The sequence below is a fragment of the Bacillus sp. RE35 genome (assembly GCF_052146655.1).
Lineage (GTDB): Bacteria > Bacillota > Bacilli > Bacillales > Bacillaceae_G > Bacillus_A > Bacillus_A cereus.
In genome coordinates this window covers 613,164-633,290 of record NZ_CP197377.1, presented here as the reverse complement: position 1 = coordinate 633,290, position 20,127 = coordinate 613,164, and the positions used below count along the sequence as shown (strand labels likewise).

The following is a 20,127-nucleotide window of genomic DNA, read 5'->3' as shown; positions in this document are numbered from 1 at the left end:
GAAATACATGTTAGAACAATTTCATATACATGCTGATTTAAAACAACAGCTTTCTACGATTCATGAAAAGAATAAGCAAGAAGCTGGTGAAAATGCACATTTAATCGGAACGAAAATATATAAAGCGTCTGATAATAGCATTATTGAAGATGCGATTACAGCACTTCTTCTTGGCAAGAACATTCTATTAAAAGGACCGACTGGTAGTGGTAAAACAGTACTAGCGGAAACTCTTTCTTCTTTATTCCAAAAACCAATGCATAGCATTAACTGCTCTGTCGACTTAGATGTAGAGGGTATTTTAGGATACAACACACTACAAACGAAAGATGGTGCATCTGAAGTTTCATTCGTTAACGGTCCTCTTATGAAAGCAATGAAGAACGGCCACTTCCTATATATTGACGAAATCAATATGGCAAAACCTGAAACGTTACCACTTCTTCACGGCGCATTAGATTACCGTAAAATGATCACAAACCCATTTACACAAGAGGTTGTATACGGTGATGACGAATACCGTGTAATTGCTGCGATTAACGAAGGTTACGTTGGAACAAGTGAACTAAACGAAGCGTTAAAAAACCGTTTCGTTATTATTGAAGTTCCTTACATTCAAGGTGATACATTAAAAGAATTATTATTAGCAGAATCAAAATTAAAAGATGTTGCAACAATTGAAAAGTTCGTTGCCTTTGCAAGCGACCTTATGCCTTTAGCTCGCGATGGACGTGTAAGTGAAGAAGCGGCAAGTATTCGTGGCATTATCGACGCATGTGATTTAGGTGTATATATTCCTGTTATGCGAGCGATTGAACGAAGCATAATTGCAAAACTTAATGATGAAACAGAACAAATGACTGTCCGTGAATTAGCAGAAAGTTATTTCTTTGAGGGATAATTTATGAGACAAATTTTTAGTGACAAAAAAATTGATGCGTCGCTGTTTCTACAAATGGAAAACTTAATGTATGCCCTTCTAAAAGAAGACGATGCCTATCTTGAATATGGCTATAAAGCATACTACGACGAAATTGAAAAGAAAGTTGTCATTAGTCACTTTTGGGATGATCGAAAAGAAGAAGATACAGTAATCGGATTAAAAAGCGAAGTGTTCTTAAAAGCACTTGGTAATAAACATTACTCGGACATGACTTTAATTCGTTCTTATGCGATTGAATTGCAAGAATCGCCCCTAAAAAAGTTTTTAACACAATTATTTGTTCTATTAGAAGATTTACGCGTTGAGGAAATTGTAAAGAACTTACGTCCTGGCACGAAGCATGTTTTTAAAAGAAGAAAAGAAATGTATCGCAATTACTTTAGCTCACAAAATGAAATCAATCGCGTTCGTAACTATCACGGTGATCGTCTATTTTGCCTATGCTATCTTTCATTAACGAGCGATAAATATGAAATGTTTAATAATGAATATTTCGAACAAATTGAAGCTATTTTGCATGAAACATTCCAAGCTCGTAATACGGAAGATATTATGTATATCGTTGAGAAAATTCGCTACCGCTTAGAGGAGCTTCTTGAAAGTGATATGCTTAACAACTATTTCGGACATGCACCGCTTTATTTATCTGTTCTTGCAGACGAAAAGAACTGTCGCGTCGAAGATTTAGCAAATGATGATACGCAGCTTATAGATGACGATGAAAATAAAAACAAAATGGATGAAAGTTTCTCCACATGGCATCGTGAAAATAAAAATAACGAAAACGAGAACTTTTTACGCTTTGAATTAGAAAGCGGAACAAAAACAAACATGATGGGCGATACTGCTCGTGAATCAGAAGATGGCGACCAAGCACTTGGTTCTGTACAAGGTACTTCTCAAAAAAGTACACAATCCAACTTTGATGGCGCTGATACAGAAGAAGCAAGGGCTTCACACGCTTCTAGTCAAAATGATGGTGCATATGGTAAATATAACACTGGCGCTTCTCATACATTTAAAGAAGCACGTAAACCAAATCCTGATGAGAAAAAGGATTACCAAGCTATCAAATCAGTCGTTAATAAAGATGTAAAAGAATTAAAGAAAATTATCGAAAAAACGATTGAAAATAAAACGAATGCAAATAGTGATAAATATTACGGAAGACTTCGTAAGAAATTCCTTCGTATTTATACTGAAAAGCAGCCTCGCATGTTTTATAAAAAAGGGCAAGAATCACAAGAGCTCGACGTTGCATTCCAACTATTAGTTGACTGTTCTGGTTCTATGTATAACAAAATGGAAGAAACGAAGAAGAGTGTTGTACTATTCCATGAAGCTTTAAAATCTTTAAAAATCCCGCACGCTATTAGCGGATTTTGGGAAGATGCCTCTAGCGCTAAACCTGAAGATAAGCCGAACGTTATCCATGAAGTTGTAAATTATAAAAACTCAACGTTACCAAACGTTGGTCCAGAAATTATGCAACTTCGTGAAGAAGAAGATAACCGCGACGGATATATTATTCGTATCGTTTCTGAAAAGCTTGCCAAAAGACCTGAGAAACATAAATTCTTACTAGTCTTCACAGACGGTGAGCCTTCTGCGCTAGACTATCAACAAGACGGAATTTTAGATACGCATGAAGCTGTTAAACTCGCGCGTAAAAGTGGTATGGAAGTAATCGGTATCTTCATCGAAGAAGGCGAAGCGAAAGAAGCAACTTATCAATTGATGAAAAACATTTATAACCATCACTTCTTAGTTGCAAATCACGCTGAAGATTTACGACTGAAGATTAAACCATTACTGAAAAAATTATTACTGAAGACGATTGAATAGAAAATAGGAGCCTTGTGGCTCCTGTTTTTTCGTTCAATTACTTTGTTTCTGGTTGAAACTTGTATGGAATGGCTACTTCTAACAAATATTCAAATCCTCCGTCATAGTATGGGAAGCGCTCATTCGCAATTGTTCGATCCACCCACTCTACTGCAGAAATTTCACCTTCATCTTCCGCAATAAGTTCACCTTTTTCTACATTCGCTCGGAATGTAAAGAATAGCGCATGATTCCCTGATTCTTCAAAGAATTTTTCATTGATCGCAACAAGTCCACCTAACGTAGCAGTTAAACCTGTCTCTTCTTTCACTTCTCTTATTAGTGCTTCCTCTAATATTTCACCTTTTTCCACAGCCCCACCTGGCAATGACCAAACGTTTTGTTCTACATTATGTACCATTAATATTTTATCTGTTTCTTCGTCATGTATTAGTGCATATACGACATCAACTCTTTGCATAAGACTTCTCTCCTTCCAAAAATGAGGAAGAGCCGATTCCTAAGAATCGACTCTTCCTATTAATTCATCACTAACTCAGCTGTGAGCTTTTTTTTTAACTTAGCCAGCATGTCAGTTGTCATTTTGTCTAAATCGTATTCTGCTTTAAAGCCCCACTCTTTCATTGCTGCTGTTGCATCAATAGAGTTTGGCCAGCTATCAGCGATTGTTTGACGAGCTGGATCTACTGCATAATCCATTGTAAACGTCGGAATGTGTTTACGAATTGACGCTGCAATTTGCTCTGGCTCGAAGCTCATTGCTGTAATGTTAAATGCATTTCTATGCACTAGCTTACTTGGATCAGCTTCCATTAATGAAATGATCGCTTGTAAAGCATCAGGCATATACATCATGTCCATGTACGTTCCTTCAGCAATGTATGAGGTGTATGCACCTTTTTTAATCGCCTCATAATAAATTTCAACTGCATAATCAGTTGTTCCGCCTCCTGGAGGAGCTACGTAAGAAATTAAACCTGGGAAACGGACACCGCGCGTATCTACGCCAAATTTTTGATGATAATAATCACACAGTAATTCTCCTGCTACTTTGTTTACCCCATACATCGTAGTAGGACGCTGAATTGTATCTTGCGGTGTATTATCTTTTGGCGTCGATGGACCGAATGCACCGATAGAACTTGGCGTGAAGAACTTACAGTTTAATTCACGAGCTGCTTCTAGAGCATTTACAAGTCCACCCATATTTAAATTCCATGCAAATAACGGATTTTTTTCTGCTGTTGCTGAAAGTAAAGCTGCTAAATGAATAATTGTATCTACTTCATTACGCTTTGCGATATCATGTAGTTTTTGTCCATCTGTTACATCTAACGTTTCAAATGGACCAGACGTTACTACTTCACTATCTGTTTCACGAATATCTGTTGCAATAACATTTGATGCGCCGTATACATCACGAAGTTTCATTACTAGTTCAGAACCAATTTGCCCTAAAGAACCGGTTACTAGAATTTTTTTCATTTTCCCCACTCCTCATTTGCAAGCTATTCAAAAGATGTCGTTACTTAAATGATGCCCATTTCTTTTCCTACTTTTTCATACTTAAGAATTGCTTCATCTAACATTTCTTTCGTATGAGCTGCTGTAGGCATATTACGAACGCGCCCTGTTCCTTTTGCTACAGTTGGGAACACGATAGATTTTGCGTATACACCTTCTTCATTTAGACGTTTACTAAATTCTTGTGTTAATACTTCGTCCCCAATGATACAAGGTGTAATTGGCGTTTCACTTTCCCCAATGTTAAAGCCAAGTTCTTTTAATCCTTGTTTCAAGTAGCGGCCATTTTCCCATAAGCAATCGTGTAACTCTGTGCTTTCCATTAAGATTTCAATTGATCTCATGCAAGCTGCTGCATCAGCTGGTGTTAATGCTGTAGAGAATAAGAATGGACGTGAACGAACTTTTAACCAGTCAATTAAGTTTTGTTTCCCTGCTACATATCCACCAATTACCCCAATTGCTTTTGATAATGTACCAATTTGGAAATCAACTTTATCAGAAAGACCGAAGTGCTTTACAGTTCCTGCACCTTTTCCAAGTACACCTGAACCGTGTGCATCATCTACGTATGTCATTAAATCTAACTCTTCTGCAATCTCAACAATTTCTGGTAGTTTTGCAACATCTCCATCCATCGAAAAGACACCATCTGTAATTACCATTAATTTATTGTAAAGACCTGATTCTTTCGCCGCGATTGCTTTTTGGCGTAAATCTTCCATATCAGAATGTTTATAAACAATAATTTTTGCTTTTGATAAACGACTACCGTCAATAATAGATGCATGATTTAATTCGTCTGAAAGAATCGCATCATTTTTATCCATAACAGCTGAAATCGCTGCCATATTACAGTTAAATCCTGATTGATAAGCAATTGCTGCTTCTGTATGTTTAAACTTTGCAATTGTTTCTTCTAACTTAATATGCAAATCTAAAGTACCGTTAATTGTACGAACAGCCCCTGCTCCAACACCGTACTTATGAATAGCACCAATTGCTGCTTCTTGCAAACGGCTATCTGTTGCTAATCCCAGATAGTTGTTTGAAGATAAGTTAATATATTCTTTTCCGCCAATTGTAATGATCGGTCCATTTGAACTCTCAAGCGGATCAATTACGTTATAAAGCCCCTTTGATTTTAAATCCTCTAAATTTTCTTCTAAAAATTTCGCAAGTGTTTTACTAGACATCGTGAAGCCTCCCATCGTTCATGTAAGCGGATTATTGTCTTAATAGTTCTAATAATCCCTCTACTAGCTTAACACGTTTTCAGAATTTATTATAGAAAAATAGTTTAAAGTAACCGCTTACAATTCTAGATTATATATGATTCATTACAATAAATCTATCATTTACTTTTCATATTTGATAGAATTAAAAAAATATTTCGGGAGGTTTCAAACATGGCATTTACAGAATCTGATGTATACAATAACACAGCATTTTTCGAACAATATATGAAACGAAGATACCGAGAAAATAGCCCAAATGAATCCATTGAAAAACCAGTATTCTTTCAGCTCATTGGTCATGTACAAGGAAAACAAATTCTCGATTTAGGCTGTGGTGATGCTAAGTTTGGCGCGGAATTATTAGAGAAGGGATGCTACTCTTACACCGGCATTGAAGGCTCCGAACTTATGTATGAAAAAGCTAAAAAACAACTAGAAAATAAAAATGGATCTGTTCATTTTTTAAACCTCAAAGATTATACCTACCCCTCTTCCACTTTTGATTTAGTAACATCTAGACTCGCCTTACATTATATTGAACATCTTGATACTATTTTTCAAAATGTATTTCAAACTTTAAAAACAAATGGCACCTTTACCTTTAGCGTTCAACATCCCGTTATTACTTCTTCATTTGAAAGCTTACAAACAAGTGGTAAAAGAACGAGTTGGCTCGTCGATGATTACTTTAAACTAGGCAAACGGGTTGAACCATGGATTGACCAAGAAGTTATTAAATATCATCGTACAACGGAAGAGTATTTCACATTATTACAGCAAGCCGGATTTACCATTACATCATTAAAAGAAGCTACACCAAATCCAACCTATTTTCAAGATGAAGAAGAGTATAAACGTCGCTTACGTATTCCTCTCTTCCTCTTATTTTCTTGTACCAAATAAAAAAAACGATGAATCACTCATCGTTTTTTTATCTCATTGCCTGAGCAACTTCTTTAACTACACGTCTTCCTCTTCCGTGAGGGATACAAAGCGGTGTTCCAAACAACGGATCCGTACTAATTTGACACTCCATTCGGAATACATCACGTACTAGTTTCTCATCTACCACTTCTTCAGGTTTACCTTGTGCATATATTTGTTTATCTTGAATTGCTACAATGTTATCTGCATAGCGGCATGCTAAATTCAGATCATGTAATACCATAACAATTGTTCTTTGTTCTGTTTCATTTAATTCGAATAATAAATCTAGCACTTCAATTTGGTGAGTCATATCTAAGTATGTAGTTGGCTCATCCAGTAAAATGATATCTGTATCTTGTGCAAGTGTCATTGCGATCCAAGCACGTTGACGCTGCCCACCTGAAAGAGCATGCACATCACGCTCAGCAAATTCTGTCATACCTGTTGCTGCAAGTGCCTTCTGTACCATTTCCTCATCTTTTTCTGACCACTGTTTCAGCCATGTTTGATATGGATAGCGTCCTTGTTTTACAAGTTGCAATACTGTAAGCCCTTCTGGTGCTTGCGGTCCTTGCGGTAAAATTGCCATTTGACGAGCAATTTGCTTCGTTTGCATACTTTGAATAGCTTGATTATCTAACAAAATGTCACCAGTTGTTGGCTTTAATAATCTAGCTAGTGAACGTAATAAAGTTGATTTCCCGCAACCGTTGGAACCGATAAAGATTGTAATTTCACCTTTTGGAATTTCTAAATTCAACTCATCAATAATAATTGTTTCACCATAAGACAACGTCAAGCGTTTCGTCTCCAATGCTTTTTGCATATTCATCTCCCTTTATGAATTCCGACTTTTATAAAGTAAATAAATAAAATAAGGTGCACCAATTGCTGATGTAAATACCCCTGCTGGAATTTCAAGTGGTGTGAAAATTGTACGCCCTATTAAATCTGCAGCAAGTACTAGAATTGCACCGACAATAGCTGCAACTGGGAGCAATGCACCGTATAAAGAACCAACTAGCCTTCGTGAAATATGAGGTGCCATTAAACCGACAAATCCAATCCCTCCGGCGAAGGCAACTGCTCCCCCAATTAAAGCCGTACTAAGTAATAACATGAATACGCGTGACTTCGTTAAAGGAACACCAAGTCCTACCGCAATATCATCCCCTAGCTCTTGCGCATTTAAATGTCTAGCAGCTATAAATGATATTACTGTTAAAATGAGAACCCACGGTGCAAGTACCATAACATTTTGCCAAGAAGAGCCATAAACGGTACCCGTAATCCATACATTCGCTTGGCTCGCTTGATAAATTGGTGCTAACAACATAAATAATGTTGTTGCCGCCTTCGTTAATGCCCAAAATCCAACACCAATTAAAACGAGAATAATTGGTGATAATCCATCATTTTTCCATGCAAATAAGTATACAAAAACCGCTACAATCGTTGCTCCTGCAAAAGCTGCTAACGGCATATAATGAATGCTTACAGTTAGCGCATTATTTTTATCACTAAATAGCGCTAAAAATAATACAACTGCGACACTTGCCCCGCCCGTAATCCCGATGATATCAGGAGAAGCAAGTGGATTTCGAACGAGCCCTTGTAAAATACAGCCCGCTACCGCAAGCGCAATTCCTACGAGGATAGCAATTAAAATACGTGGCATACGAAACTTATTTACAACCATATTTGACATTGCATCGCCATTTCCGGTAATTGCTTGCCATACGTCATAAGGAGCAATTTTCATGTCTCCCATACCTGCGCTCGCAAAGAATAATCCTATTAAAACAACTAGTAAACTTAACAAGACGAGACAAGCTCGTTTATACATTAAAAACGAGAGCTCACCTTTTCCTATACGAAACGGAATATATTTCTTCATTTGCTAAGCCCTCTCTTACGTGCAATATAAATAAAGAATGGAGCTCCAATAAATGCTGTCATAACTCCTACTGGTACTTCTTGTGGCATAATGACATATCTTGCTGCTATATCAGCCAATATTAGTAGTATTGCACCTAACAATCCGCTATAAGGCACTCTCCATCTGTGGTCAACTCCAACAAGAAATCTCGCAAAATGCGGAGTAATAATTCCAATAAATCCAATTGGGCCAGCAACCGCAACTGAACCACCAGACAACAGTACAATAATAAGTAACACGAATGATTTCATTAAAATTGTTCGTTGTCCAAGTCCTTTCGCGACGTCTTCTCCCATCATCAATGTATTTACTTTCCCTGCCATCATAAGAGATGCAATCCATCCTATTAATAAATATGGGAATACAGATTGTAAAATTTCTAACTTTCTCCCTTGCACAGATCCAGCAAGCCAAAATAATACCTCTTCAAGTGCTTTTTCATTTAACACAAGTAATCCTTGTGTTAATGATGAAAATAACGCACTAATTGCGACCCCTGCTAACGTTAACTTAAGAGGAGTAGTCCCTTCTTTTCCTAAAGAACTAGAAGCAAATACAAGTACAGCTGCAACCGCAGCTCCTAAAAAGGCAATCCATGTGAAAGCTGATAATGATGTTACTGAAAAGATTACAATTGCTACAACTATGAAGAACGCAGCACCTGAATTTAATCCAATAAAATCTGGAGAAGCAAGTGGATTCTTAGTTAAAGTTTGCATAAGACAACCCGCGATGGCTAAACTAGCACCAACACTTGCTGCTATAAGTGCCCTTGGAAGGCGCACATTTTGAATAATAATATGTTCATTAGAACCATTAAAATGGAAAAAAGCATCTAGCGCTAATTTCCAGCTCGTATTTGTATATCCGAAAATAATACTTCCCCAAATACAAATAACGACTGCAATGATTCCAACAAATAATCCAATCCATTTTGCTTGATTTGTTTTTAATAACATGCAGCGTTTCCCCTTCAATGTATAATGATACGTTGTAAGTGTATTTCAACTTAATTCTCATTGTCAACGGAAATGAGAATTATTTTCAACCATATGTATTGACAATCAAAAGATAAAGGCTTAATATCATGCTTGCTATTGAAAAATATTCTCAACATATAGGGGGTACATAATGAATTTCATGCGGAAGAAATCGTTTACAGTATTTGTATTTTTACTAGCATTTTCAATGCTTTTAAGCGCTTGTGGAAAATCAAATAACAAAGAAGAATCTACAAAAGAAGATAATAAAAAAGAAGTGGTTACTGTAGAACATGCAATGGGTAAAACAGAAGTTCCTGCTAATCCAAAACGTGTAGTTATCTTAACAAATGAAGGAACTGAAGCTTTACTTGAATTAGGTGTGAAACCAGTTGGTGCTGTAAAGTCTTGGACTGGTGACCCATGGTATCCACATATTAAGGATAAAATGAAAGATGTAAAAGTTGTTGGTGATGAAGGACAAGTTAACGTTGAAACAATCGCTTCTTTAAAACCAGACTTAATTATCGGTAACAAAATGCGTCACGAAAAAGTGTACGAACAATTAAAAGCAATTGCACCTACTGTGTTCTCAGAAACATTACGTGGTGAATGGAAAGATAACTTCAAATTTTATGCAAAAGCATTAAATAAAGAAAAAGAAGGTCAAAAAGTTGTAGCTGATTACGAATCACGTATGAAAGATTTAAAAGGCAAACTTGGCGATAAAGTAAATCAAGAAATCTCTATGGTTCGTTTCATGCCTGGTGATGTTCGTATTTATCATGGCGATACATTCTCTGGTGTTATTTTAAAAGAACTTGGATTTAAACGTCCTGGAGATCAAAACAAAGATGATTTTGCAGAGCGTAACGTATCTAAAGAGCGTATTTCTGCTATGGATGGTGACGTATTATTCTACTTCACATTTGATAAAGGAAATGAGAAAAAAGGATCTGAACTAGAAAAAGAATATATAAACGATCCTCTATTTAAAAATTTAAATGCCGTAAAGAATGGTAAAGCATACAAAGTCGACGATGTTATTTGGAATACAGCTGGCGGTGTAATTGCTGCTAACCTATTACTAGATGACATCGAAAAGCGCTTTGTTAAATAATACACCTCTAGTCAGCACCCTCCTATGGTGCTGGCTATTTTCTATTTCACTGAAGTGTCACATTATTTCATTTTGTATTTTTATTCCCAATATGTTATATTATAAAAGTAAATAGAATATATTTTCTCTATATCAGAATAAATATTTTAATCTAAATTTTCTGATTAATCACTATTTTATTTTCTTTTAGAATTCAATTATTACATTTGAAAACGCTTATCATCTCGTTTTCAGGGCAAAATACAGTAACGGTTGAAGAAAAATAGAACTTTTTTAGAAATTTTCTTTCTATTTCCATATAATTCTATTGACTTCTAAATATTTTGTAAATTAAAATGATTACATAAATATCCGTTATACAGGATTAGGGGGAAACAAAAATGGATGCAGCTTTAAAATTAGACAAAGCTGGAGAGCAACAATCACCAAAAAAACATCCACCAGGGTTATACTTGTTGTTCTTTACAGAAGCATGGGAAAGATTTAGTTATTACGGAATGCGTGGCTTATTAGTTCTTTATTTAACAACGAGCTTAGTAAGCGGCGGTTTAGGATTTGATAAAGCAGTTGCAGTTCAAATTTACGGTATTTTCACAATGTTAGTATACTTCACACCGATTATCGGTGGTTGGTTAACTGACCATTTCATTACGAAGCGACATGCCATTACTATTGGTGGTATCATCATGGCACTTGGTAACTTTGTACTATTTTCAATGAACACAAAAACCGGACTATTTTTAGGATTAGGATTATTAGTTATTGGTAATGGATTCTTCAAACCAAATATTTCGACTTTATTAGGTCAATTATATAGCGAAAACGATTCTCGTCGTGATAGTGCCTTCACTATCTTCTACATGGGAATTAACTTAGGGGCTTTTGTTGCTCCATTCATTTGCGGTTATTTCGCAGATTATAAATATGGATTCTTAACAGCTTGTATCGGTATGATCATTGGTCAGATTGCCTTTAACTTATTAGCACCTCGTTACTTAGGATCTATCGGAACAACTGTTGTAGGGAAAAAATCTAAAGAAAAAAATGCAAAAGTAATTGAGAAAAAACCTTTAACAACACAAGAGAAAAAACGCACTGCTGCAATTTTAATTTTAACTTGTTTCGTAGTATTCTTCTGGGCAGGATTTGAACAAGCTGGTAGTTCTTTAACACTTTACACAGATAAGTTCGTAGATCGTACAATCGGTGGATTTACAATTCCAACACCTTGGTTCCAATCTGTAAACCCACTATTCATTATCTTATTAGCATTACCAGTTTCTGCATTATGGATTAAACTTTCGAAAACAAAAAATGGTGATTTGAAAATCCCAACAAAAATGGCATTAGGTATGATTTTACTAGGAATTGGATATCTAGTTCTAACTTTAGCTGTATTAAAAACTGGTAGCGATGAAAGTAATATTACAATAAAGGCAAACTTACTATTCATTGTATTCACTTACATGTTCCATACAATCGGTGAGTTATTCTTATCACCTATCGGATTATCTATGGTAAGTGCAATCGCTCCTGTTAAATTAGCATCATTATTAATGGGTGTATGGTTAGCTGGTACTGGCTGCGCAAACTTATTAGCAGGACAATTAGCTGCTTTCACTCAATCTTTAGGATATTTAGAAGTATTCGCAAGTATCGGTATTATCGTAATTGTACTGGGATTAGTACTTCTTATGTTCTCTAAGAAAATTGCACATATGATGGAATAACAAAAAGACGCTTCTCAATTGAGAGGCGTCTTTTTTATTATTTCTCCTCTAAAGCTGTCACGTCCACATGAACGCTCTCACCAGGATTAGATACATCATACACTTGAGCACTCCCCTTCTGCTCATCACAGCTCTCAATCCATACTGGTACGCCCTCATATGTAACGTCAATTCTACTTGAAGAAGATAAAATTTGTTTCACACGTTTCACATCCATACTACTATCCCTCCTTTTGCTTACTACACTCCTTTCTATTTTTTCTTTTCCTTTTAGAATATATTCCGTAAGGCAGCATGTTGATTGATAGTCATTTCTTCCTCACATGCTAATATTTACTCTCTCGCTACCTTTCTGACAAATAAAAAAAGACGTATATTCCATACGTCTTTTTCCATAATATTCAAATTTTAAGAAAATAATGTTTTTACTACCGCACTTACTTTATCATTATGGATTTGATAATACACTTCTAATCCTCGTCTTTCAAAGCGCACTACTTTATTTTGCTTTAACTTCGTTAAATGTTGTGAAACCGTTGATTGCGGAATTTCTAATACTTCCTGTAGTTGTGTTACATTACATGTTCCTCTTTGCATAAGTTCCATTACTAGACGTAGACGAAGTGGGTGAGCTAACGCTCTTAACATTTGTACATCTTCTTCTGAAATACGACATTCGAATTGATTTTGGCTCATAAAGTTCCCCTCATTTTCGTTTTTATTTGCGTTTTTATGTTCTTTTTATTTATTTATATATCTGTTCTTATATTTCCTGTTACGACATAACTTTATCAACCTATAAAGCCGAAAAATTTTTCCATCTTTATCAGCAAAAATTCAGGAAAAAATCCTTGCTGATTTTGAATATTATACTATATGATATAACGAAAAAGCAAAATAATGGCCTACGAATACTTTGCTTGCAAACGTTGTTTTATCAAGCTTTTTGTTATATTTTCACCTCATTGAAACGCACAGTAACGGTATTGTAAAATACCGTCTATAATTGATAACCTATCGTAATGTAGTTGAACTATAATTAACCTCTTTGTTACGCTAAAAGGAATTTTCAGTAAAAAGAGATGATATGATATTAAAAATTTGTTTCTAATTTTTTATTCGTATTGCAAGCAGTTGGACTGTTGTGCAAAACTTCCTATTTAAATCCACTCACCAATCCTCCCTCACACTAGATCAAATAGGACAGATCAGTTCATATATCAAACTTTATACTCGATATAAAAGATGGCATCTAATATACACTTATAGGAAACATGCCAGCTGAATAAGCAAAATAATATGCAAATAGTTTATACAGCACACTTAAATTCATTTGAGTGTGTTTTTTGTCTACTTTATGAACAAAGCTTTTCTTTTAACACTATTATGGAATAATTATACTTTTTTACGTTGACAATAGTGTTGAAGGAGAATATACTAAGCATGTAAGTTGATTGTGAATAGTTTCACAAATAATGTGAATTTCTTCACATATAATAGATAGGAGTTGTCATTATTATGAGTACTTGGACACAAATTTATGACCCCTTAAACAATATTTGGTTATCTGCACTAATCGCAGCACTTCCAATCTTTTGTTTCATCATTTGTTTAATGGGATTCAAAATGAAAAGTTACATGGCTGGTCTTTATAGTGTGATTGTCGCTATTATCCTTGCAATATTTGTTTATAAAATGCCAGCAACAGTAGCTGTAGCATCTGCTGGATTCGGTGTTTTATCTGGATTTTATCCAATTTGTACTATCGTTATCGCCGCAATTTTCCTTTACAAATTAACTGTTAAAACAGAGCAATTCAATATTATTCGCGATAGTATTTCAAGCATTACAAATGATCAACGTTTACAAGTATTATTAATCGCTTATTCTTTCGGTGCTTTCTTAGAAGGTGCAGCTGGTCTAGGGGTTCCAGTTGCTATTACAGCCGCACTACTTGTAGGTATGGGCTTTAATCCATTAAAAGCAGCAGGTATTTGTTTAGTAGCTAATATTGCTGGTGGTGCTATGGGTGCTATGGGTATTCCAGTTACAGTGCCAGCACAATTAACTCAACTTGACGCATTAACTATTGGTCGTCAAACTGTTCTTATTTTACCTTTCATTAGTATTATTTTACCTTTCTTACTCGTTTCAATGGTCGATGGAATTAAAGGTATTAAAGAAACTTGGCAAGGTATTCTTGTAAGTGGTGTTTCTTTCGCTATTACTCAATTCGCTGTGACTTACTTCTTAGGTGCAGAACTTACTAATATTTTCGCAGCAGTTGTAAGTATGATTGCTCTTGCATTATTCTTACGTGTTTGGCAACCAAAATCTTCTACTAAAGAAGAAAAACAAGAAACTAAAGTATCACATACATTCAATCAAATTTTATACGCTTGGTCTCCATTCGTATTCTTAACTGCATTTGTAACAATCTTTAACTTAAAACCGATTAAAGCTTTATTTGCTCCAGATGGTGCGTTAGCAAACTTAGTATTTAACATTCAGTTCCCTGGTCTTCATAATGCTGTTATGAAAACTACACCAATTACAAAAGCTGATACACCTTTCGCAGCTGTTTTCAAATTTGATGTATTCTCTTCTACAACTACTGCGATTGTACTAGCAATTATCGTTTCACTTATCGTTTACCGCGTAAAAGGTAAAATGGTTAAAGAATTAATGATTGAAACAATGAAAGAATTAAAAGCTCCAGTATATACAATTTGTAGCGTTATCGCTTTAGCTTACGTAGAAAACTACTCTGGTATGTCATCTACACTTGGACTTGCATTCTCTTCTACTGGTAATGCATTCCCAGTTCTTTCTCCAATCTTAGGATGGATTGGCGTATTCATTACAGGTTCAGTAGTTTCAAGTGGTTCTTTATTCGCACCACTTCAAGCAGTAACAGCAGACCAGTTAAACATCGTTCCTTCTACACTCGTTGCCTTAAACGTAGTAGGTGGTACAATGGCAAAAATGGTTTCACCACAATCTGTAGCAGTTGCTTGTGCCGCAGTTGGACTAGTTGGTAAAGAATCTGCTCTATTTAAAACAGCAATGAAATACAGTTTAATCTTCTTAGCTGTTATTAGCTTACTTCAATTAAACGCTGTATTTAATATCTTTTAAAAATAAAACACCGATCCAAGTGGATCGGTGTTTTTCACATTACATTTTTTTATTTTTTAATAAAGAAGCTCCAGCAATTTCAGGGTGAGTCATTTCGAATGGATCTAAAATAATATCCAATTCCTCTTCTGTCAGTACACCATGTTCTAAACATAACTCCCTAACAGATTTCCCTGTTTCAATTGCTTCACGTGCAATACGAGATGCTACTTCATAACCAATATGAGGATTAACTGCTGTAATAATTCCAACACTTTTCTCAACATATTGCTTCAGCAATTCTTCATTTGCCGTAATTCCTTCAATACAATATTCACGGAATACACGGAATCCATTATTCATAATACTAATAGATTGAATTAAATTAAATACAAGCACAGGCTCCATTACGTTTAACTCTAATTGTCCTGCTTCTGATGCTAAGCAAATTGTATGATCGTTTCCGATTACTTGGAATGCGACTTGGTTAATCACTTCTGCCATAACTGGATTTACTTTTCCTGGCATAATCGATGAACCTGGCTGACGTGCTGGCAATTGAATTTCAGCTAACCCAACACGTGGACCAGACGCCATAATACGAAGATCGTTTGCAATTTTAGACATGTTCATCATACATACTTTAAGTGCTGCAGATACCTCTGTGTATGCATCTGTATTTTGCGTTGCATCAACTAAATGCTCTGCACCAACAAGTGGGAATCCACTAAACGTTCTTAAATGTTTTACCACTTGTTCAATATACATAGGATTTGCATTTAATCCTGTACCAACAGCTGTCGCGCCCATATTCACTTCATATAAATGTTGACGAGACTGTTTAATTCTTTTTATATCACGCGCAAGCACTCGGCTATACGCTTCAAATTCTTGTCCAAGGCGAATTGGAACTGCATCTTGTAAATGTGTGCGTCCCATTTTAATAACATGATCAAACTCTTTTGCTTTTTTACGAAAAGCAGAATGAAGTTCTTCCATTGTAATAAGAAGCTTTTCTAACATCATAAGAGTTGCAATATGAATCCCTGTTGGAAACGCATCGTTCGTTGATTGGGCCATGTTCACATGAGTGTTTGGGCTAATTTTCGCATACGCCCCTTTTTCATATCCCATACGTTCTAACGCTCTATTCGCAATTACTTCATTTGTATTCATATTAATAGAAGTTCCGGCTCCACCTTGAATAGGATCCACGATAAATTGATCATGAAACTTTCCATCAACAATTTCTTGCGCTGCTTCTGCAATTTCATGTCCAATGTCTTTAGCTAAGTAACCAGTATCTATATTCGCAAGCGCCGCCGCTTTTTTCACAATTGCCATTGCTGTAATGAGTGATGGATGAATGCGATATCCTGTAATTGGGAAGTTTTCTACGGCACGTAATGTTTGTACACCATAATAAGCTGCACTTGGTACTTCTTTTTCACCTAAAAAATCTTTTTCTATACGTATATCCTTCGTTGCTATCATTTTTATCACCTATACTTTTTCATTCTAAATCCTTATCCAAAAAATCCGCCCTCTAAAAACACGAGTATCATTCAGAAGAATTTTTCAGTATCCACCTTCACTATATAGCACCTTTTTTGAAAGCGCAAACATTTATTTTTCTGTATATCCTTTTTATTAAAGTTTATAGAAAATCATTCTTCTACTTTCCTTATTTCCACTCGTTTAATTTGATGCATATCCTTTTCAAGGACTTTAAAATAAAAACCGTGTTTCTCAATAATATCTCCTTCAGCAACGATTTGTTTTTGTACCATAATCCAGCCACCAATTGTATCTACATCATCAGCAATTAAATGTATGCCAAGCAAATCATTTACTTCACTAATAAGCACTTTTCCTTCTACGATTTTATAACCTTCACTTATATGCTCTATAGGGGGATTCTCATCTTCATCGTATTCATCTCGAATTTCTCCAACAATTTCTTCTAAAATATCTTCTAGTGTAACAATCCCAGCTGTACCACCATATTCATCATACAATACAGCTAATGGAATGTGTTTTCTTTGCATTTGTAATAGTAAATCATGAATTGGAATATTTTCTAGCACTTCAATAACTGGCCTTGTATATGGCATAATTGAGCACTCCTCATCCCGATTACCATCCATATAACGAATAAATAAATCTTTTACATTAACCATCCCAATAATTTCATCTTTATCTTCACCAAATACAGGATATCTCGTGTACTTTTCTTGCGCGATTACTTTAATATGTGTTTCAAATGGTTCGTCCTCATATAAGCCTACAACTTCCGTACGAGGTACCATAATTTCTTTTGCTACTCTATTATCAAATTCAAAAATATTATTTACATATTTAAATTCCCTTTGGTTAATCTCTCCACTCTCATAGCTCTCAGATAAGATTAACCTTAATTCTTCTTCTGAATGAGCTACTTCATGTTCAGAAGCTGGATGTAATCCGAATAAACCAGTTACAACCCTCGCTGAACCATTCAAAGCCCAAATAAACGGATACATAACTCGGTAAAAATAAATAAGTGGTTTCGATAACAATAAGCTAACTTGTTCTGCTTTTTGTATAGCAAATGTCTTTGGAGCAAGTTCCCCAATGACAACATGTAAAAATGTAATTACTGCAAAGGCAATAATAAATGAAACTGTACTGGAAATTGCAGGTGAGAATTTTAATTTTAAAAACAACGGCTCGAGTAAATGTTTAATGGTTGGTTCCCCTAACCACCCAAGCCCTAAAGCAGTAATTGTAATACCTAGCTGACAGGCCGATAAATATTCATCTAAATTTGAAGTTACCTTTTTAGCTGCCAGTGCACCTCGTCTTTTTTCGCTAACGAGTTGATCAATACGACTGCTACGTACCTTAATAATTGCAAATTCAACAGCCACAAAAAATGCTGTTAACCCAATAAGAATGACTACCATCAATAATTTTAAAATATCCACATATGCTCTTTAGCTTTCTTAGCTAAAGTTACACCTCCTTTTAAAAAGAAGTTTCACTTTAGTTTCTTCAATTATTGGAAAGCAACTCTATATAAAATCCACCAATTTTCAAACCTCATACAATTCTAAAGGTAAACCATCAGGATCTTGGAAAAAGACGAATTTCTTCGCCGTTATTTCATCAATACGGATCGGTTCCGTCTCAACACCACATTGGTTTAAATGCTTCACAGCTTCTTCTATATTTGTAACAGCAAATGCTAAATGTCTAAGACCGGCTGCTTCTGGAAAACTTTTACGCTCAGGCGGATTTGGAAATGAAAATAATTCGATTTGATACTCTTCTCCTACACATAAATCTAATTTATAAGAATCTCGTTCCTTTCTATATACTTCATTTATCTCTTTAAACCCTAATATCCTAGTATAAAAATCCTTTGACGTCTCATAATTCGAACAAATAATTGCAACGTGATGCACTCTACATATATTCATGCTCTCTCTATTCCTTTCTTTACCAAAGATGCATATTCTCCCTTGAAATGAAAAACATATATAGCAGAATATCTCTTTTAGGGGGCTTACCATGAAATTCATTACTTTTTTCGTCGGACTAATTGTTGTTTTCTTGCTCGCTTATATTGCTAGCAATAATAAGAAGCATATTAAATTTAAACCAATTTTTATCATGCTTATTATACAGTTAATTTTAACCTATTTACTATTAAATACAGAAATCGGCCTCATACTTATTAGAATCATTTCCAGTTTGTTTACCAAGCTACTCGAGTATGCTGCTGATGGAATAAATTTCGTATTTGGTGGTCTTGCAAATAAAGGTGAAATGCCATTTTTCCTTACTGTATTATTACCAATCGTCTTTATTTCTGTTTTAATTGGTATATTACAACATTTCAAAATATTACCATTTTTCATTCGTTGGATCGGGTACTTTCTTAGTAAAATAAATGGTCTTGGTAAATTAGAATCTTACAACGCTATCGCCTCTGCCATTGTCGGCCAATCAGAAGTTTTTATTACAGTGAAAAAACAATTAGCTCAAATTCCAAAACACCGTCTTTATACACTTTGTGCCTCTGCTATGTCAACCGTATCTATGTCTATCGTAGGTGCCTATATGACAATGATTGAACCTAAATATGTAGTAACTGCACTCGTTCTCAATTTATTTAGCGGTTTTATTATCATACTCATCATTAACCCTTACGACGTTAAAGATGACGAAGATATTTTAGAAATCAAAGGTGAAAAACAAAGCTTTTTTGAAATGCTTGGAGAATACATTCTTGATGGTTTTCGTGTAGCCATTGTTGTCGGCGCTATGCTCATCGGATTCGTCGCATTAATTAGTTGTATTAATGACCTGTTCCTCATTATATTCGGTATTACGTTCCAACAATTAATCGGCTATGTATTTGCACCTATCGCATTCCTTATCGGTGTACCCAGTTCTGAAATTGTCGCGGCTGGCAGCATTATGGCAACGAAGCTTGTAACGAATGAATTTGTCGCAATGATGGACCTTAGTAAAATTTCTAATAGCCTTTCTCCCCGTACAGTTGGTATTATTTCTGTTTTCCTTGTATCTTTTGCCAATTTTTCTTCCATTGGTATTATTTCAGGTGCGGTAAAAGGACTAAACGAAGAACAAGGAAACGTTGTTGCGAGGTTTGGCCTTAAATTACTATATGGAGCTACTCTCGTTAGTATTTTATCTGCAATTATCGTAAGCATTATGTTGTAATTAGGTAAAATTTTATCATTTTCTTATCCCTAT

18 protein-coding genes are annotated in these 20,127 nt (G+C 35.3%); 7 read left to right on the top strand and 11 right to left on the bottom strand.

Annotated features, from left to right (window positions below; translation table 11 throughout):
• The first annotated feature begins 7 nt into the window (after positions 1-7).
• Together ACTL4X_RS03245 and ACTL4X_RS03240 are read left to right on the top strand one after the other, a co-directional pair.
• Positions 8-901, top strand: a complete 894-nt coding sequence (locus ACTL4X_RS03245; protein WP_000892971.1) for an ATP-binding protein — start codon at positions 8-10, stop codon at positions 899-901.
• A 3-nt stretch (positions 902-904) separates the two neighbouring features.
• Positions 905-2,788, top strand: a complete 1,884-nt coding sequence (locus ACTL4X_RS03240) for a vWA domain-containing protein (RefSeq protein WP_001248875.1) — start codon at positions 905-907, stop codon at positions 2,786-2,788.
• Between the two features lie 37 nt (positions 2,789-2,825).
• On the opposite strand, the gene ACTL4X_RS03235 is transcribed toward ACTL4X_RS03240, so the two are convergent.
• Genes ACTL4X_RS03235 through ACTL4X_RS03225 form a run of 3 tightly spaced genes read right to left on the bottom strand, consistent with a single transcriptional unit; the run spans position 2,826 to position 5,508 of the window.
• Positions 2,826-3,248 (bottom strand): NUDIX hydrolase, encoded by a 423-nt coding sequence (locus ACTL4X_RS03235; RefSeq protein WP_001189941.1) that lies wholly within the window; start codon positions 3,246-3,248, stop codon positions 2,826-2,828.
• Positions 3,249-3,307: 59 nt separating this feature from the next.
• Positions 3,308-4,273, bottom strand: coding sequence for an L-threonine 3-dehydrogenase (locus ACTL4X_RS03230; RefSeq protein ID WP_000723125.1), 966 nt, complete (start codon positions 4,271-4,273; stop codon positions 3,308-3,310).
• Positions 4,274-4,317: 44 nt separating this feature from the next.
• Positions 4,318-5,508: a glycine C-acetyltransferase gene (locus ACTL4X_RS03225; RefSeq protein WP_086692370.1), complete on the bottom strand. Its 1,191-nt coding sequence runs from the start codon at positions 5,506-5,508 to the stop codon at positions 4,318-4,320.
• A 213-nt stretch (positions 5,509-5,721) separates the two neighbouring features.
• Between ACTL4X_RS03225 and ACTL4X_RS03220 the strand changes: the two genes are divergently transcribed.
• A complete protein-coding gene (locus ACTL4X_RS03220) occupies positions 5,722-6,453 on the top strand; it encodes a class I SAM-dependent DNA methyltransferase (RefSeq protein WP_000885972.1) in 732 nt (243 codons plus the stop codon).
• A 28-nt stretch (positions 6,454-6,481) separates the two neighbouring features.
• On the opposite strand, the gene ACTL4X_RS03215 is transcribed toward ACTL4X_RS03220, so the two are convergent.
• From ACTL4X_RS03215 to ACTL4X_RS03205, 3 genes are read right to left on the bottom strand one after another with little or no spacing between them, the layout of a single operon-like run.
• Positions 6,482-7,303: an ABC transporter ATP-binding protein gene (locus tag ACTL4X_RS03215; protein WP_001167962.1), complete on the bottom strand. Its 822-nt coding sequence runs from the start codon at positions 7,301-7,303 to the stop codon at positions 6,482-6,484.
• Between the two features lie 12 nt (positions 7,304-7,315).
• Entirely contained in the window at positions 7,316-8,374 is a 1,059-nt protein-coding gene (locus ACTL4X_RS03210; RefSeq protein ID WP_000760056.1) for a FecCD family ABC transporter permease, read from the bottom strand.
• Positions 8,371-9,375: a FecCD family ABC transporter permease gene (locus ACTL4X_RS03205; RefSeq protein ID WP_000925211.1), complete on the bottom strand. Its 1,005-nt coding sequence runs from the start codon at positions 9,373-9,375 to the stop codon at positions 8,371-8,373. The genes ACTL4X_RS03210 and ACTL4X_RS03205 overlap by 4 nt, the downstream gene beginning before the upstream one ends.
• A 172-nt stretch (positions 9,376-9,547) precedes the next feature.
• Here ACTL4X_RS03205 and ACTL4X_RS03200 point away from each other — a divergent pair, with 172 nt between their 5' ends.
• Positions 9,548-10,516: an ABC transporter substrate-binding protein gene (locus ACTL4X_RS03200; protein WP_001010276.1), complete on the top strand. Its 969-nt coding sequence runs from the start codon at positions 9,548-9,550 to the stop codon at positions 10,514-10,516.
• 380 nt (positions 10,517-10,896) lie between these two features.
• Positions 10,897-12,246 (top strand): peptide MFS transporter, encoded by a 1,350-nt coding sequence (locus tag ACTL4X_RS03195; RefSeq protein WP_000338317.1) that lies wholly within the window; start codon positions 10,897-10,899, stop codon positions 12,244-12,246.
• Between the two features lie 37 nt (positions 12,247-12,283).
• Here the strand turns inward: ACTL4X_RS03195 and ACTL4X_RS03190 are convergent, their stop codons facing one another.
• Positions 12,284-12,463 carry an acid-soluble spore protein H gene (locus ACTL4X_RS03190; RefSeq protein ID WP_000382679.1) on the bottom strand — a complete coding sequence of 60 codons (180 nt, stop codon included), beginning with the start codon at positions 12,461-12,463 and terminating at the stop codon, positions 12,284-12,286.
• Between the two features lie 191 nt (positions 12,464-12,654).
• Positions 12,655-12,942: an ArsR/SmtB family transcription factor gene (locus tag ACTL4X_RS03185; RefSeq protein WP_000081428.1), complete on the bottom strand. Its 288-nt coding sequence runs from the start codon at positions 12,940-12,942 to the stop codon at positions 12,655-12,657.
• Between the two features lie 822 nt (positions 12,943-13,764).
• Between ACTL4X_RS03185 and ACTL4X_RS03180 the strand changes: the two genes are divergently transcribed.
• Entirely contained in the window at positions 13,765-15,384 is a 1,620-nt protein-coding gene (locus ACTL4X_RS03180; RefSeq protein ID WP_000109096.1) for an L-lactate permease, read from the top strand.
• Between the two features lie 39 nt (positions 15,385-15,423).
• Here ACTL4X_RS03180 and aspA read toward each other — a convergent pair whose 3' ends face one another.
• The 3 genes from aspA to gloA2 form a co-directional block, all read right to left on the bottom strand.
• Entirely contained in the window at positions 15,424-16,857 is a 1,434-nt protein-coding gene (aspA, locus tag ACTL4X_RS03175; protein WP_000562128.1) for an aspartate ammonia-lyase, read from the bottom strand.
• 173 nt (positions 16,858-17,030) lie between these two features.
• Positions 17,031-18,329 (bottom strand): hemolysin family protein, encoded by a 1,299-nt coding sequence (locus tag ACTL4X_RS03170; protein ID WP_000353313.1) that lies wholly within the window; start codon positions 18,327-18,329, stop codon positions 17,031-17,033.
• A 108-nt stretch (positions 18,330-18,437) separates the two neighbouring features.
• Complete coding sequence (gene gloA2 / locus ACTL4X_RS03165) at positions 18,438-18,824, bottom strand: SMU1112c/YaeR family gloxylase I-like metalloprotein (protein ID WP_086692372.1); 387 nt, start codon at positions 18,822-18,824, stop codon at positions 18,438-18,440.
• Positions 18,825-18,915: 91 nt separating this feature from the next.
• On the opposite strand from gloA2, the gene ACTL4X_RS03160 reads away from it, so the two are divergent.
• Positions 18,916-20,094, top strand: coding sequence for a NupC/NupG family nucleoside CNT transporter (locus ACTL4X_RS03160; RefSeq protein ID WP_000668866.1), 1,179 nt, complete (start codon positions 18,916-18,918; stop codon positions 20,092-20,094).
• The last annotated feature ends 33 nt before the right edge of the window (positions 20,095-20,127 follow it).

What these genes read in the sequence shown, in the direction of transcription:
- ACTL4X_RS03210 (WP_000760056.1), bottom strand. Translation starts at nt 8,374, where the DNA reads ATGAAGAAATATATTCCGTTTCGTATAGGAAAAGGTGAGCTCTCGTTT.
- ACTL4X_RS03205 (WP_000925211.1), bottom strand. Translation starts at nt 9,375, where the DNA reads ATGTTATTAAAAACAAATCAAGCAAAATGGATTGGATTATTTGTTGGA.
- ACTL4X_RS03225 (WP_086692370.1), bottom strand. Translation starts at nt 5,508, where the DNA reads ATGTCTAGTAAAACACTTGCGAAATTTTTAGAAGAAAATTTAGAGGAT.
- ACTL4X_RS03160 (WP_000668866.1), top strand. Translation starts at nt 18,916, where the DNA reads ATGAAATTCATTACTTTTTTCGTCGGACTAATTGTTGTTTTCTTGCTC.
- ACTL4X_RS03185 (WP_000081428.1), bottom strand. Translation starts at nt 12,942, where the DNA reads ATGAGCCAAAATCAATTCGAATGTCGTATTTCAGAAGAAGATGTACAA.
- ACTL4X_RS03215 (WP_001167962.1), bottom strand. Translation starts at nt 7,303, where the DNA reads ATGCAAAAAGCATTGGAGACGAAACGCTTGACGTTGTCTTATGGTGAA.
- ACTL4X_RS03245 (WP_000892971.1), top strand. Translation starts at nt 8, where the DNA reads ATGTTAGAACAATTTCATATACATGCTGATTTAAAACAACAGCTTTCT.
- gloA2 (WP_086692372.1), bottom strand. Translation starts at nt 18,824, where the DNA reads ATGAATATATGTAGAGTGCATCACGTTGCAATTATTTGTTCGAATTAT.
- ACTL4X_RS03200 (WP_001010276.1), top strand. Translation starts at nt 9,548, where the DNA reads ATGAATTTCATGCGGAAGAAATCGTTTACAGTATTTGTATTTTTACTA.
- ACTL4X_RS03195 (WP_000338317.1), top strand. Translation starts at nt 10,897, where the DNA reads ATGGATGCAGCTTTAAAATTAGACAAAGCTGGAGAGCAACAATCACCA.
- aspA (WP_000562128.1), bottom strand. Translation starts at nt 16,857, where the DNA reads ATGATAGCAACGAAGGATATACGTATAGAAAAAGATTTTTTAGGTGAA.
- ACTL4X_RS03180 (WP_000109096.1), top strand. Translation starts at nt 13,765, where the DNA reads ATGAGTACTTGGACACAAATTTATGACCCCTTAAACAATATTTGGTTA.
- ACTL4X_RS03230 (WP_000723125.1), bottom strand. Translation starts at nt 4,273, where the DNA reads ATGAAAAAAATTCTAGTAACCGGTTCTTTAGGGCAAATTGGTTCTGAA.
- ACTL4X_RS03220 (WP_000885972.1), top strand. Translation starts at nt 5,722, where the DNA reads ATGGCATTTACAGAATCTGATGTATACAATAACACAGCATTTTTCGAA.
- ACTL4X_RS03240 (WP_001248875.1), top strand. Translation starts at nt 905, where the DNA reads ATGAGACAAATTTTTAGTGACAAAAAAATTGATGCGTCGCTGTTTCTA.
- ACTL4X_RS03190 (WP_000382679.1), bottom strand. Translation starts at nt 12,463, where the DNA reads ATGGATGTGAAACGTGTGAAACAAATTTTATCTTCTTCAAGTAGAATT.
- ACTL4X_RS03235 (WP_001189941.1), bottom strand. Translation starts at nt 3,248, where the DNA reads ATGCAAAGAGTTGATGTCGTATATGCACTAATACATGACGAAGAAACA.